Here is a 13406-nt window from a genome sequence, read left to right as displayed (position 1 = left end):
TTTCATGGGACACCCTAGTCACAAGCGACATCTACTTGCTGCTGCCATGATGGCCTGCCTCGCCAGCGGTGCGCAGGCCCAGATGACGCAGAATCTGACGATACACCCGAAAGCTCTGGCACTGGGAAACGCGGTCACCGCAGATCCTCCCGGGGTCATGGCAATACATTACAACCCGGCGGGGCTGACCAAGTTGGACGGGCGCCAGCTTGAGGTAAACCTGCTGAGTATCTATCTCGATATCGATGCAGACTTCTATGCCGATGAGGACTATGAAATATTCGGCATCAGCGGTCTGGAGAAAGACCCGTTGACCGGCCAGCAGCGTGATCCGATAGCCAACAGCAGCAGTCACACCAATAACGTGGCCTTGTACGTGCCAGGCTATGGCATTCTCCGTATGCCTCCCGGGCCCGCTGTTGCCCCTTCAGCGGGCATCAGCATCAAGCCGCCGGGATCCAAGCTGACGTTCGCCAACGCGTTCTATCTGCCCATGGCGGCCGGTTTCTACCGGGATAAAAACGATCCCGGGCGCTATCAGCCGCAAGCGGCAACCTTGCAGAGAACGACCTATCTTTCGCCCACCGTGGGCTACGAGATTAACGACGAGTGGTCCGTTGGTGCGGGTATTCATTTATCTCATTTCGGCTTCGCCGCCGACCAGTATATGCGGGCGCCAAACCTGTTGATGGGGGTCGCCGAAGTGTTGCAGGACGCTTTCAACTGCGAGAGTGGCGATGAGCCATTGCAGCCCTGGCTGGCATTGTGTGGTGGTAACGTAGGCCCCTGGGACGATATTGGCGCTATGAGTCTCAATCTTCAGGAAACCGTTTCGCCAACGTACGCACTCGGGGTGATGTGGGAACCCACGGACTGGTTCCGCTGGGGGGCCAGTTATACCTCGGAAGCAGACATGAATCTCAAAGGACAATTCGAGATTCAGTATACCGACGACTGGTCCGGCTTCTGGCAAAGCGTCAACGGCTCCATTCTGGGGGCCATCTCCTCAGCGATTCTGAGTCTGCCATCAGGTGCGCCCCGCGAGGCTGGTAACGTCAGTATGGATCTGGTCTACCCGCAGCATTTCCAGACCGGCATCAGTGTGGACGTTCACCCCAAGCTGACGGTGAACGCCGATGTGGGCTGGACCGATTTTGCCCAGTGGGACGCGTTCAACTTCCAGTTTGATCGTAATCTCGAGTTTCTGAATGCGGCCCGCATTCTGTCTCCTGACAACGCAACCTCAGACACGCTGCGCCTGCCTCTGGGGTTCAAAAGCCAGTGGAACTGGGCGTTTGGTGTTGAATTCCATGCCTCATCCCGCCTGGATTTACGGGCGGGTGTCGAGATCCGCGACTCGGTGATTCCAGACGACCAGCGCTCCATCATGGCACCGTTCGGCGGGGCGAATCTTTACAGTATTGGTATGGGATACCGTTGGGACAAGGATACGGAGATCGACATGAACCTCTCTTATCTCCATTCGATCGAAACGATCCCGGCAGATACCAGTTGTAACGTTAACTGTGACAGCATCACCAACATCATCTATAACCCCTATGCGGATCTCACGATCAAAACCTCCTTGCGAGTGGTCATGGCTGGTCTGAGTTTCCGAACTAAATTCTGAACCTGAGTCATGTCGGACAGGGAACTGTAATGGATCGAATCCGGTACACGGGTGTGGCCGTCTGCTTTTTGGGGCTCGCGTTGCTGGCGGGCTGCCAGGGGAGCGGCATTGCCGAAAGAGAAGGATATTTCTCCTGGGTTGATGAGCAGGGGAGGGTGCGTTACTCGCGGATACCTGATTCTCAGGGGCAGAGCGATGGAGGCCTTCCGTCCGGTGCTGAAGGCATTGCGGATGCCGGCGACGATAACACCGAGTCTGCCTCGCGGCCTGAAGCTGAGCGGGGGGCAGCCGCCAAACTTCAGGAAGACCTTGAGTACACTACCGAGAACTATCCGGACGGCGAGGCGTTGGCGAAAAAAGGCTTTATCCGGCCTGGCCAGCGCCAGCCGTATTTTACCTGGCGCGATGCGGACGGTATTGTTCGGGTAAGTTATTACACGCCGGATATGCGGACAGAGGAACAGAAAACCGGCGACAAGCCGCCGGTCGTTCTGAGCGATGCCCGGGTGTATTTGCCTGGCTCAGTTGCCGATCATAAACCGGTACCAGGGCACGATCCGGATGCGTTTGCCATTCTGGGTATCGAGGCGCCTGAAAACTTTTTCCCTGAATTTTCCAAGACCTGTTGCCAGGCTCTGCCTGCCCGGGAGTTTCAGCAATGGCAGGAGGGGCGGGAGTTTGGTGTGCGCTTCGATGACAACTCACCCAGCTACAACTTCAGTACCGGCGAGTCGCCGTACCGGCTGATTGCGCTACCCTCCAGTACGTTTGTTCCGGGATTCGTCATGCGGCTGCGCTCCTATGCCCATAACGGGGTGCTGATCCCGAGCCTTGCATTTCTCGACAAAAACCTCCGGCCGGTAAGAATTGTGACCGATCTGGTGTTGGACTATGAGCCTGAGAACTGGCGCCGTCGGGGCTACCTTGAGGGCTGGATACCTGCGTTTCCCGGGCAGGGTGAGCGTTGGCTGGTGATTTTCACACGCCCGGAGGATTTGGCGGAGCAAACGGTTATCCAGGCGGAAAGTATGCCCAAAGCCATTCCCCACACGCCGGTAGGGGAGCTTGGTATCACAACGTTCGAAGAATGACACACCCGGGCCCGGATGTGGGAGTGCATTGTCTAGTCCTCGGGTGCATCCAGATTCAGCCATTGCTGGGACAGCCAATAAAAGCTTCCGTTGCCTGCCGGATGAGTGCAGTTGTAACGAAAGCGACGACTGTTGATGGCCTCGGGAGCCTGCACCTGAATGGTATTCCCGGTTACCGAGAAATCAATACGCCCGAGACCCGATGCAAAACACGTCAGCCTTGCCGGGCTAATGCTGTCAGTCGCCTGGAAGCTTAATGTCGGTGGGTTGTTATCGACCACGCCATCCGGCAAGTTATTCGCAGGCACCGGGAAAGCCTTGCTTCTTAGTTTGTCCTTCAGGCTGCCGAGTTGGCCATAAGCGTTGGCCATGGGGAATCTTGGTAAACGGGTCTTCCCTGAATACTCACCTATAGCCCCGGATTGTTGACCGTACCCCAGCCACCCCCTGTCACTGAGCAACTGCTCCAAGGCTGTATCGAATTCGCCATAAGGGTAAGCAAACAGGGGTTCTGATATCTCCAGACGCTGCTTGAGCTCGCTCTGTGCTTTATCGAGGCTTTGGATGGCCCGGGCTCGCCACTGGCTCTCGGTCTCATCGTGTCGACGCGCAAGGTGAGCGTGATCAGAACTGTGATTGGCGATCGTCGCCAGCTCGTTATCCGCCATCTGGCGAAGCTGTTCCCAGGTCATATACCCCCGGGCACCCACGGCATCGGTATTGACGAAAACGGTGTATGGCAGTTCAAGCTTGTTCAGAAGCGGTGCAGCGAAGCTGTGAACCGACTCGTACGCATCGTCAAAGGTAATCGCAATCTCATTAGTCTCCGGGTGCTCGCCTGCGATAGCCTCAATAGTGCCTTGCTGTAATGGCACGACCGTAAGTTCCAGGTCACGGATCATGGCCAATTGGGCCTCAAACAGGGATCGCGAGGTGCTGGTCGCCGAGGGTGTGCTGTCGTCAACGTGGTGATACTGCAAAACCACGAGGTCGGCCCTGGCGCCGGTGGCGGTAAGGAGCAGCGCACTGATCAACGGATAGGAAATCAGTTTTTTCATCTGGAGCATGGTTCAGGTTCCTGGCACACATGGACGGTTTGAATAAATCAGGCGTAGTGGGCTTTGAGCACCGAGAAAGCCTGGTTCAACTGCTGGACTTCACCGGTATCGCCGCCGCGGTCCGGGTGGGCGCGCATCACGAGCTTACGAAAGCGCTGCTTTACGGTGGCGAACTGCCGCGGCAATTCATCGAACCCCAGCGCCCGGCCGGCGGCGGCAGCGTCTGCGCTGCCCGGCCTTGATGGAAGGCTTCCCGACCAGAAATTATCCATCATTTCATGAATGGCCGTGTCGGACAGAAAGTATTGTGACAGGTCCAGATAAAACGCCCGCAGTTTGTCCGCCGACTCTGGCAGCGAGGATGAAGTCGCGCCGGGATTTTGTGGGTGAATGCTGAGCCTGAGTGGCGAGATGGTCAGGCTTTCCCCCTCGGCGGCTATCTGGTCGCGTAGACAGTACAGTGTGTGAAAAAGCAGGAAATGCACCGGATAGAGGCGGTCGGGCTCATGAAAGTCGACCGCGCCAATCAGCCCCCAGCGTTCGCTCTGCAGCGCGCGGATCAGTTCCAGTTCGGACAAACCGGCCGGGCCTGCGGCTCTCAACTCGTGTTCCACGGCCACCAGCAGGTGCTGCACCTGTTGCTGCAACCAGTTGTGTTCGGCGTCGGCCGTGCCGGGCGTGTCCTCGGATCTCTGTATTCCAGCGGGAATGGTCATGGCTCCTATGGTAGGTGAGTCAGTCTCTGCTGGAAAGCCTGGCCAGCGCAGGAATGCCGCCTATGAACAGTTGAGTGGAGAAATCCGCCGCGGCCATGGCTTCATTTTGAGCAAGCTCCGGCTTCTGGTGCGCGCGCCTGGCGACCAGCAGGCTGGTGTCGTAGGCCACTCCGAAGAACGCTGCGCAGAGATAGCCGGCATCGACCTGGGGCAGCAACTTGCGCTCCATAGCGCTGCGGACGTCTTCTTCAAGGGTGAGCATGGTCAGCCCCAGAATATCGGAGCCGAACAGGTTTCGAAGCGCGCGCTGATTCTGGTGTGCCAGCTCGTAGACGACCGGGTCCCGGGCGGTGGCGCTGTACAGCGACAGATAGGCCCCATGGACAAACTCCCGTGCAGAGGTGGCCGACTGTCGTTGTTCGCTCATATTGCTGTTGAGTGACGTCAGGAAATTACTGAGCAGGGCTGCAAAAATGTCCTGCTTGCTGGAAAAATAGTTGTAAAAGGTGCCGGCAGCCAGCCCGGTTCTGCGGACGATGTCGCGGATGGTGGAGTTGTCGTAACCATGTTCACGGAAGCAGTCCCGTGCTGCCGCCAGAATGGCCTCGTGATTGCGGATACGGTTGAGTTCGCGTTTGCCCTTGGAGGGCGAGGCTGCCATTTTTAACGAATCCATGTTGCTATCCTGTCCCTGCTGATTTGTGGCGCGTATAATTGCCCGCTCACTTACCTTGTGAGCGCGAATACGAATGTCTGAAGCAACCACCGCCCGCCCCGAAAATACACTGGTTTCCGAGCACGACCGTCGTCAGAAAACGGAGCTTAACAAACTGCAGAAGCGTTTGCGCCGTGACGTCGGGCAGGCGATCGCTGATTTCTCGATGATTGAGGCCGGAGACAAAGTCATGTGTTGTCTTTCCGGTGGCAAGGACTCCTACGCCATGCTGGACATTCTGCTGAATTTGCAGAAAAGTGCGCCGGTGCGTTTCGAATTGATTGCCGTGAACCTTGATCAGAAACAACCGGGCTTTCCCGAACACATCCTGCCGGAGTATCTGGCGAAACTCGGAATCGAATACCACATCATCGAAAAAGACACTTACAGTATTGTTAAGGAAAAGGTGCCCGAAGGGAAGACCACCTGCGGCCTCTGTTCGCGGCTTCGTCGGGGCATTCTGTACAATTTTGCAGAAGAGCATGGCGTTACCAAAATTGCCCTGGGCCATCACCGGGATGATCTTCTGGAAACGTTGTTTCTGAATATGTTTTACGGGGGCAAGCTCAAATCCATGCCGCCGGTGCTGCACAGCGATGATGGCCGTAATACCGTCATTCGGCCGCTGGCCTATGCCCGTGAGCAAGACATTGCCCGTTACGCATCGCTCAGGGATTTTCCAATCATCCCCTGCAATCTGTGCGGTTCGCAGGAAAATTTACAGCGGCAGGTGATCAAGGAGATGTTCCAGACCTGGGATAAACAGCATCCCGGCCGGCTGGAAACGATGTTTCGCGCCCTGTGTAATGTCGAGCCCTCGCACCTCGCTGATCCGGAGCTTTACGACTTCAAGGAGGGGCGGCGCCTGGGTGGCGCGCGCCAGGCTGTCCAGACGGCGGAGCCCCAGCAGGACTTTGGCCGTCTGGATGTGCTTAACCTTTGAGGATCAATGGCCCAGAAGAGCCTGGAAAGGGACCGTCCAGAGGCCGAACAGAATCAGTAATACGCCACTGAGTTTGCGAAAGCCGCGGTTGCTCTTCACGCTTCTGATCCAGTTGGCCGCGAACCCCGTGGCCAGCATGGATGGCAGAGTGCCCAGCCCGAAGAAAAACATGGTCAGCGCGGCGCTGCCGACGGTCGGCTGAAGCGCCGCCCACCCCAGGGTACTGTAGACAAGTCCGCACGGAAGCCAGCCCCAGAGGGCTCCGAGGGCAAGTGCCTGGCCGCCATTGTGTACCGGTAACAGTTTTCGGGTCAGCGGGGCGAGCAAGCGCCAGGCGGGAGCGCCAACGCGCTCCACGTGTCGGATGCCCTGCCACCACTGTCCCATAGACAGTCCCATCATGATCAGCAGAAGCCCGGCGACCGTCATCAACACCAGTCCTGCCCCCTGCCATTGGCTGGCCGCACGGGTGCTCAGCAGGGCAATCAGTGTGGCAATCAGGGCATAGCTGCCGATACGTCCAAAATTGAAGGCCAGCAACAGCAGCGTCTGCCGAAAACGAAAGCCCTGGCCAACGGGCAGGGCCATAGACAGAGATGCGCTGATGCCGCCGCACATCCCCAGGCAATGGGTGCTGCCCAGCAAACCGATAAGAAAAGCACTGGGGTAACTGAGATAGAGTTCTGGCTGCATCCTGCGCTCAATTACTTCTGATTTGTGTCTTCGCTGGTTGGGGCCGGCTCATCTTCATCGGATGTGCTCCGGGCCTGCTCGCGGCGTGCTTCGGGGGGGATCCTGTCCTTGTCGTCGTCATAAAGAATTCGATGGGCCGGGCCGTCCATATCATCATACTGGCCGTTTTTGACGGCCCATGAGAACAGAAGCATACCCAGTGCAACCAGAATCAGCATCAGGGGAACCAGTATCATGACGATCTGCACGGTAACCTCCTACTCGTATAAATTGGGCGTGAAAGGTCAGGCCGCCTCGGGTGCGCCCAAAAGCGGCTCTGCTCCGGAATGTCTTTTTTCTGGCCGACTCAGTCTCAGCGCATTCAGAACAACAATCAAAGAGCTCAGAGACATACCGATTGCCGCGAGCCAGGGGGGCACAAGCCCTGCTGCTGCCAGAGGCAGAGCACAAACATTGTACCCGAAGGCCCAGATCATATTCTGCCGGATAACCTGTCGGGTTCGCTGACTGGTGTTGATTGCGGCTACCAGCGAATTGAGCTGCCCGTTCAGCAGTACCGCATCGGCTTTCAGTTGGGTAAGATCCGCGGCTGTGCCCATGGCCACTGACATTCCGGCACCGGCCATGGAGGGCAGATCATTCAGGCCATCGCCCACCATCATCACCCGGTGCCCGTCGGCCCGCAGTTTTTCAAGCTCCGCGAGCTTCTGCTCGGGCGAGGCCTCACCGATCGCCCGGTCGATATTCAGGGCCTGGGCCACCTGCTGTACATGGCCTGAACGATCCCCGCTCAGCAGCAGGGTTTCGATTCCCGAATCCCGCAGACTTTGAAGCGCCTGGCTTGCGTCGTCCCGGATCTGATCATCCAGTCGAAACCTCGCCAGCCACTCCCGGTCGGTGGCCAGCCAGATTTCCATGCCGCGGCCCGCTTCCCCGGCCGGCGGAGCTGCAAGGGTATGTTCGGCAACAAAACCTTTGTGCCCGATATAGACTGCCTGGCCATCGTACCAGCCGGAGAGCCCACCCCCGAGGTGATTGGAAACCTGGCTGACAGCGAATGAGGGCAATTCATGGAAAACCCGGGCAATAGGATGTTCGGACTGTTTCTCCAGGCCGGCCGCAATCCGCACGCAGGTCTCTTCATCAAGACTGCCAATAATGGTTTGCTCGGAAAGGCTCAGCTCACCGCGGGTAAGCGTGCCGGTTTTATCAAAAACCACCGTGTCGATGGTGTTCATCGATTCCAGGGTGTGGCCCCGGGTCGGCAGGAATCCAAGCTTTCTCAGGCGCACGGTTGCCGATGTGATGGCTGTGGGTGTTGCCAGCGACAGGGCGCAGGGGCAGGTAACCACCAGCACCGACAGGGTAATGTCGAAGGCGTTTTCCGCTCCAGCCAGCCACCACCCAATCCAGACAATGGGTGCCAGTATCAGGACACGGCCGACAAATTTACCGGCAATTCGATCGGCCATCCGGGCCACTGGCGGCTTTTCTGACTGTACCCGGTCCAGCACCCGGAGAATGCCCGACAAGCGGGTCTGTGCGCCTGCGTGAGTCACCCGGATTTCAAGCGGGTTTTCCCCATTGATACACCCGGCATGAACGATGTCGCCGGGCGTTCGGGTTTCAGGCAGATATTCACCGGTCAGGGCTGCCTCGTTCAGAGTGGATTCTCCGGAGATGATCTCGCCGTCTACCGGCAAGGTTTCCCCTGGCCGAACCCGAACGATGTCGCCGGCCTTAACCTGGTGTATGGCAACGATTTCCGCCTCGCCGTTCATCATCCGGGCGGCAACAGAGGGTTGGAAACCGGCCAGAGCATTGCCGCTCAGGCCTGCGCGATAGCGCGCCTGAACTTCAATGTAACGACCGAGCAACAGGAAGAACGTGAACATACAGACGGATTCAAAATACACTTCTTCACCGCCGAATACCGTGACCCAGGCGCTTGCGCCGTAGGCGAGGCCGATGGCGATGGCAACCGGCACGTCCATGGTCAGGTGGCGGGACATCAGGTCTCGCCGGGCGTTACTGAAAAAGGGGCGGGCACTGTAAAACACCACGGGAGTGGCAATCAGCAGGCTGAACCAGCGGAAAAAGTCGACAAAGTCCGCCGGAAGATCGCTGATCAGTTCGAAATAAAGGGGGAAGGCGAGCATCATGCTCTGAAACGATCCGATCCCGGCCACTGCCAGGCGAATCAGCATTGAGCGGTGTTCGCTCTTGAGCGCCTGCTCTGCTTCGTCGGCCTGGTAGGGCCGGGCGGTATAACCGAGCTCGTGGATCGCAATCAGTAAATCGCTCAGGCGTACCTTGTCGGATTCCCAGACCAGTCGGGCCCTTTGAGTCGTGTGGTTGACCGTGAAGGCCTGCACGCCGGGCTGCTGCTTCATGTGGTTTTCAAGCAGCCATATACAAGCGGCGCAGGTTATACCGCCAATCAGCAGCTGGGCTTCCTGCCCGGCCTTGACCGGCGCGACAAACGCCTGCTGGACCAGGGGGTGGTCCAGCTCGCGAATGCGGTCAACTTCAGAGCGGGTCAGTTCCCGTGGCGTAACCGCGGGCTCCGTGCGAAAGTCGTAAAATCCGGTCAGGCCTTCCTGGTGAATGGTCTGACACACGGCTTTACAACCCTGGCAGCAAAAATGCCTGGTCTGCCCTGAGACCTCCAGGGTGATGGGGGGATCTCCGTCCGCTGGCTCTCCGCAATGGAAACAGTTCAGGGGGGTCACCCTTGAGCGTCGCCTTGCGCATCAATGTGAATCGGTGAAGAAGAAGGGAGCCGAAGTTCACCTTTGACGCGCCAGTCATTATCCGGCCCCTGAAGATCGTAGTACCAGCGCCCACTGACGTCCTCAAGCAGTCTTCCCCGGTATTGCCCGGGGGCCACCTGGGTGAACTGGATGGTTCTGTCTTGGTCCGACAGCGTCGGGTGGTACAGATTGAAAACCACGTAGGGATAATCCGCGGCACCGTTGGTCGTGGTCAGGTCGAGCGTTGCCGAACGGCCGTCGAGATCCAGCGTTCCAGCCATCCGAAGCTCAACGGCCTTTTCATCCCGGGCGATCGACATATTAATGCCGCGACCCTGTTTGGAGTAGTCGTCGGATACCAGGGAGTTATCCATACTGGATGACACCACCAGGGTTGTGACGCCCCACAAGATCGACGCCAGTGGAAAAATGGTCAGGAACCAGAACCAGGGCTGGCGGTACCAGGGAGCATTGGGTGCGTTATCACTCATTACAGTTTTTTCTCGGTTTGTGGTATCGGGGCCGGTTGCCCGGCCCGCGGATTATCGGGGCCTTGGACCAACAAAACGACTTTCAGTTTCCAGCTTGATCAAAGAATCAGGCTGCGACTCGGCATAGAAGCGGATGTCGTTGTTGGTTTCCACCAGCGACTCGGGCGCTACGTCCACCACGGTTGGCAGAGACAGATTTTCTCCACTGCTCACGGTTATGGTTGTATCCGTCAGAATGCGAATGCTGTCCATACCCTCGACAGACAGCGTGAAAGTCTGCGGTACTTCTGACATATTCTGGATTTTGACGGTATACGAATTTTCCACCCGGCCTTCACCGTTGAAGCTGAACAAGGCGCCACGGTCTCGAAGAACGTCCATTTTAGCGGGCACCCGAGTGGCAATGGTGAAGATCACCGCACCGATCATTAACAGCAGCACGGCACCGTAGCCGAAGGTGCGCGGTCGTAGCAGCTTGGAGGTTTTGCCCTCAAGTTCATTTTCGGTGGTGTAGCGAATGAGCCCCCTGGGGTAATTCATTTTGTCCATGATTTCGTCACAGGCGTCGATGCACAGGGCGCAGCCAATGCATTCGTACTGGAGGCCGTCACGGATATCGATGCCGGTGGGGCAAACCTGGACACACTGACCGCAATCGATGCAGTCGCCAAGACCGACCTCGGCGGGTTCCACGCCTTTCTTCCGACCGCCCCGGGGCTCGCCCCGGTTGGGGTCGTAGGAAACAATCCGGGTATTCGGGTCGAACATTACAGACTGGAACCGGGCGTACGGGCACATATAGAGGCAGACTTGCTCCCGGAGCCAGCCCGCATTCAGGTAGGTGGCAACGGTGAAAAATCCCACCCAGAAGTAGGCCCAGCCGTTGGCCTGCAGGGTAAAGAGATCAACGATCAGTTCACGGATGGGATAGAAGTAGCCAACGAAAGTCAGGCCGGTGGCCAGGGCTACGAACAGCCAGAGCGCGTGTTTGATTGATTTCTTGGTGATCTTCTCGCGGGACGAGGGTGCCTTGTCGAGTTTCATTCGCTTGTTGCGGCTGCCTTCGACTTTTTCCTCGATCCACATAAAAATAAAGGTCCAGACGGTCTGGGGGCAGGTATATCCGCACCAGACCCGGCCAAACAGGGTGGTAATAAAGAACAGGCCGAACGCGGAGATGATCAGCATTCCGGATAGCAGGAAAAAATCTTTCGGGAAAAAGGTCATCCCGTACAGGTGAAATTCACGGGCCGGCAGGTCAAAGTGAATCAGGGGTTGGCCATCGAGTGTCAGCCACACGAACAGAAAGTACATGCCCATGAGCATGGTCAGACTGACGTTCCGGATCCGCTGGAAGAAGCCCTTGACCTCCTTTACGTAGATCTTTTTGCGACTGGCGTACAGGTCGACGGTTTCGGGCTGTTTTTTGTTATTGGAGGGATCGCGGTTCGGGTCAATCTGTTTGACCGGAATCTCATTGCTCATGGGTACCTCCCGGTGAGTGGTAAAGCTGGGAGCGGGCCTCGAAGGGTCTGCTGATCTTTTCAAGCCTGTACCCGCAGCGCAGGCACAGGGTTGAAAAGACCAGACCAGGGCGAACCCTGGCCGGATCGGATTCAGTTAGACAGGCTGTAAACGTACGCTGCCAAAATCTGAATCTGGTCTTCACTCAGACGGCCGGATTGCGCCGGCATCTGATTCTGACGACCGTGAACTACCGTTTCTTTGATCCACTCGTAAGTGGAGCCATAGAGCCACACGTTGTCGGTCAGGTTCGGTGCACCAACAGCTTGCATACCTTTGCCGTTCGGGCCGTGGCAAGCTGCACAGGCTTGAGCAAACACCTGCTCGCCGGCCTCGGCAGCTGCAGCGTCTTTCTCGCGTCCGCTGAAGCTCAGCACGTAGTTTACCACCTGGTCGACCTGTTCGTTGGTCATATTCGGCATCACGCCCTTGGCCGGCATATTGCCGTTACGGCCATTCACCAGCGAGTGCAGGATCTGCTCGGGCTCGCCGCCGTACAGCCAGTCGTCGTCGGTCAGGTTGGGGAAGCCCACCTGGCCACGCGCTGCCGTGCCATGGCAAACCGAGCAGTTGTTGGCAAACAGGCGCTGGCCAATTTTCATGGCGTCTTGGTTCTGCGCCAGTTCGGGAACGGCGGTGTCGCCGTACTGTGCGTAGATCTCACCGTACTTCGCATCGGCCTCGGCCACTTCGGCTTCCCACTGGTTAGTGGAGGTCCAGCCCAGCAGGCCTTTGTAGTTGCCCAGGCCCGGATACAGAGCCAGGTAGCCGAGGGCGAAGACGCAGGTTGCTACGAACAGGTAGAACCACCACTTCGGCAGAGGGTTATCGTATTCCTCGATACCGTCAAAGGAATGGCCCATGGTGCGGTCGGTTTCGGAATCGGTGGTTTGGCTCTTGCGCGTCGCCCAGAGGAGCCACCAGCAACCGAAAACGGTACCGAGCACGATCACACTGACCCAGATGCTCCAGAAGGTACTCATTGTTTTTTCTCCGTTTTTTCCTGTTCGAGAGTACGCTTTTCAACTTCGTCATCATCAAAGGGCAGATGAGCTGCCTCATCGTTGGCTTTCTTGCGGTGGGCGCTGTAGGCCCACCAGACGATGCCGAAGAATGCTGCCATTACCAGCAGCGTGTGAATGCCGCGTAACTCGTTAATATCCATGGGATCACCGCTTCTCCGATATCACAGTACCCAGCTGCTGCAGGTATGCGACCAGAGCTTCGATTTCAAATTTGCCTTCTACCTGGGCAGATGCGTTGGCAATCTGCTCGTCGGTGTAAGGCACGCCCAGAGTCTGCAGGGTTTCCATCTTGGCGGCAGTCATGGAGTGATCTACCCGATCCTCGAACAGCCAAGGGAAAGCCGGCATATTGGACTCGGGCACCACACTGCGCGGGTCATACAGATGCTGGCGCTGCCAGGCATCGGAATAACGGCCGCCAACACGGGCCAGGTCCGGCCCGGTGCGCTTGGAGCCCCACAGGAACGGACGGTCGTAAACGAACTCGCCCGCAACGGAGTAGTGGCCATAACGCTCAGTTTCAGCCCGGAAGGGGCGAATCTGCTGGGTATGACACACGTGGCAGCCCTCGCGGATGTAGATGTCCCGGCCTTCCAGCTCAAGTGCGGACAAAGGCTCAAGACCTTCGACCGGCTCGTTAACGCTCTTCTGGAAGAACAGGGGGACTACTTCCGCCAGGAAGCCGCCACTGATGGTCAGCACGATCAGCACGATCATCAGACCAATGTTCTTTTCGACTATTTCGTGTCTCATCTGGTCTCTCTCCC

14 protein-coding genes are annotated in these 13406 nt (G+C 57.6%); 3 read left to right on the top strand and 11 right to left on the bottom strand.

What is annotated here, in order from left to right; translation table 11 throughout:
• The first annotated feature begins 4 nt into the window (after positions 1–4).
• Both ACP2AU_RS02080 and ACP2AU_RS02075 read left to right on the top strand, forming a co-directional pair.
• Positions 5–1630 carry an OmpP1/FadL family transporter gene (locus ACP2AU_RS02080; RefSeq protein WP_426374114.1) on the top strand — a complete coding sequence of 542 codons (1626 nt, stop codon included), beginning with the start codon at positions 5–7 and terminating at the stop codon, positions 1628–1630.
• Between the two features lie 29 nt (positions 1631–1659).
• Complete coding sequence (locus ACP2AU_RS02075) at positions 1660–2721, top strand: MalM family protein (protein ID WP_426374113.1); 1062 nt, start codon at positions 1660–1662, stop codon at positions 2719–2721.
• A gap of 32 nt (positions 2722–2753) precedes the next feature.
• Here the strand turns inward: ACP2AU_RS02075 and ACP2AU_RS02070 are convergent, their stop codons facing one another.
• Genes ACP2AU_RS02070 through ACP2AU_RS02060 form a run of 3 tightly spaced genes read right to left on the bottom strand, consistent with a single transcriptional unit; the run spans position 2754 to position 5171 of the window.
• Entirely contained in the window at positions 2754–3788 is a 1035-nt protein-coding gene (locus tag ACP2AU_RS02070) for a polysaccharide deacetylase family protein (RefSeq protein ID WP_426374111.1), read from the bottom strand.
• 38 nt (positions 3789–3826) lie between these two features.
• Positions 3827–4495 (bottom strand): DNA-J related domain-containing protein, encoded by a 669-nt coding sequence (locus ACP2AU_RS02065; RefSeq protein ID WP_426374110.1) that lies wholly within the window; start codon positions 4493–4495, stop codon positions 3827–3829.
• 19 nt (positions 4496–4514) lie between these two features.
• Positions 4515–5171 (bottom strand): TetR/AcrR family transcriptional regulator, encoded by a 657-nt coding sequence (locus ACP2AU_RS02060; RefSeq protein ID WP_426374109.1) that lies wholly within the window; start codon positions 5169–5171, stop codon positions 4515–4517.
• 73 nt (positions 5172–5244) lie between these two features.
• Between ACP2AU_RS02060 and ttcA the strand changes: the two genes are divergently transcribed.
• Complete coding sequence (gene ttcA / locus ACP2AU_RS02055) at positions 5245–6153, top strand: tRNA 2-thiocytidine(32) synthetase TtcA (RefSeq protein WP_426374107.1); 909 nt, start codon at positions 5245–5247, stop codon at positions 6151–6153.
• 3 nt (positions 6154–6156) lie between these two features.
• Here ttcA and ACP2AU_RS02050 read toward each other — a convergent pair whose 3' ends face one another.
• The 8 genes from ACP2AU_RS02050 to ccoO form a co-directional block, all read right to left on the bottom strand.
• Positions 6157–6846, bottom strand: a complete 690-nt coding sequence (locus ACP2AU_RS02050; protein ID WP_426374106.1) for a sulfite exporter TauE/SafE family protein — start codon at positions 6844–6846, stop codon at positions 6157–6159.
• An 11-nt stretch (positions 6847–6857) separates the two neighbouring features.
• Positions 6858–7094 carry a cbb3-type cytochrome oxidase assembly protein CcoS gene (gene ccoS, locus ACP2AU_RS02045; RefSeq protein WP_426374105.1) on the bottom strand — a complete coding sequence of 79 codons (237 nt, stop codon included), beginning with the start codon at positions 7092–7094 and terminating at the stop codon, positions 6858–6860.
• A 36-nt stretch (positions 7095–7130) separates the two neighbouring features.
• On the bottom strand, positions 7131–9578 hold the full coding sequence (locus ACP2AU_RS02040) for a heavy metal translocating P-type ATPase (protein WP_426374104.1): 2448 nt from the start codon (positions 9576–9578) through the stop codon (positions 7131–7133).
• Complete coding sequence (locus tag ACP2AU_RS02035; protein ID WP_426374103.1) at positions 9575–10090, bottom strand: FixH family protein; 516 nt, start codon at positions 10088–10090, stop codon at positions 9575–9577. Before ACP2AU_RS02035 ends, ACP2AU_RS02040 begins: the two co-directional genes overlap by 4 nt.
• Positions 10091–10141: 51 nt before the next feature.
• Positions 10142–11575 carry a cytochrome c oxidase accessory protein CcoG gene (gene ccoG / locus ACP2AU_RS02030; RefSeq protein ID WP_426374102.1) on the bottom strand — a complete coding sequence of 478 codons (1434 nt, stop codon included), beginning with the start codon at positions 11573–11575 and terminating at the stop codon, positions 10142–10144.
• A 131-nt stretch (positions 11576–11706) separates the two neighbouring features.
• Positions 11707–12597 carry a cytochrome-c oxidase, cbb3-type subunit III gene (ccoP, locus tag ACP2AU_RS02025; RefSeq protein WP_426374101.1) on the bottom strand — a complete coding sequence of 297 codons (891 nt, stop codon included), beginning with the start codon at positions 12595–12597 and terminating at the stop codon, positions 11707–11709.
• On the bottom strand, positions 12594–12779 hold the full coding sequence (locus tag ACP2AU_RS02020) for a CcoQ/FixQ family Cbb3-type cytochrome c oxidase assembly chaperone (protein ID WP_011785266.1): 186 nt from the start codon (positions 12777–12779) through the stop codon (positions 12594–12596). Before ACP2AU_RS02020 ends, ccoP begins: the two co-directional genes overlap by 4 nt.
• Before the next feature lie 4 nt (positions 12780–12783).
• Positions 12784–13392 (bottom strand): cytochrome-c oxidase, cbb3-type subunit II, encoded by a 609-nt coding sequence (ccoO, locus tag ACP2AU_RS02015; RefSeq protein WP_426374100.1) that lies wholly within the window; start codon positions 13390–13392, stop codon positions 12784–12786.
• Positions 13393–13406 lie beyond the last annotated feature (14 nt).

Origin of the sequence: Marinobacter sp. VGCF2001 (assembly GCF_049943275.1) — a bacterium.
Lineage (GTDB): Bacteria > Pseudomonadota > Gammaproteobacteria > Pseudomonadales > Oleiphilaceae > Marinobacter.
Note: the sequence above shows the minus strand (reverse complement) of the source record. Positions and strands in the feature narration are given on the sequence as shown.

What these genes read in the sequence shown, in the direction of transcription:
- ACP2AU_RS02035 (WP_426374103.1), bottom strand. Translation starts at nt 10,090, where the DNA reads ATGAGTGATAACGCACCCAATGCTCCCTGGTACCGCCAGCCCTGGTTC.
- ACP2AU_RS02080 (WP_426374114.1), top strand. Translation starts at nt 5, where the DNA reads ATGGGACACCCTAGTCACAAGCGACATCTACTTGCTGCTGCCATGATG.
- ACP2AU_RS02070 (WP_426374111.1), bottom strand. Translation starts at nt 3,788, where the DNA reads ATGCTCCAGATGAAAAAACTGATTTCCTATCCGTTGATCAGTGCGCTG.
- ccoO (WP_426374100.1), bottom strand. Translation starts at nt 13,392, where the DNA reads ATGAGACACGAAATAGTCGAAAAGAACATTGGTCTGATGATCGTGCTG.
- ACP2AU_RS02060 (WP_426374109.1), bottom strand. Translation starts at nt 5,171, where the DNA reads ATGGATTCGTTAAAAATGGCAGCCTCGCCCTCCAAGGGCAAACGCGAA.
- ttcA (WP_426374107.1), top strand. Translation starts at nt 5,245, where the DNA reads ATGTCTGAAGCAACCACCGCCCGCCCCGAAAATACACTGGTTTCCGAG.
- ACP2AU_RS02020 (WP_011785266.1), bottom strand. Translation starts at nt 12,779, where the DNA reads ATGGATATTAACGAGTTACGCGGCATTCACACGCTGCTGGTAATGGCA.
- ACP2AU_RS02050 (WP_426374106.1), bottom strand. Translation starts at nt 6,846, where the DNA reads ATGCAGCCAGAACTCTATCTCAGTTACCCCAGTGCTTTTCTTATCGGT.
- ACP2AU_RS02065 (WP_426374110.1), bottom strand. Translation starts at nt 4,495, where the DNA reads ATGACCATTCCCGCTGGAATACAGAGATCCGAGGACACGCCCGGCACG.
- ccoG (WP_426374102.1), bottom strand. Translation starts at nt 11,575, where the DNA reads ATGAGCAATGAGATTCCGGTCAAACAGATTGACCCGAACCGCGATCCC.
- ccoP (WP_426374101.1), bottom strand. Translation starts at nt 12,597, where the DNA reads ATGAGTACCTTCTGGAGCATCTGGGTCAGTGTGATCGTGCTCGGTACC.
- ACP2AU_RS02075 (WP_426374113.1), top strand. Translation starts at nt 1,660, where the DNA reads ATGGATCGAATCCGGTACACGGGTGTGGCCGTCTGCTTTTTGGGGCTC.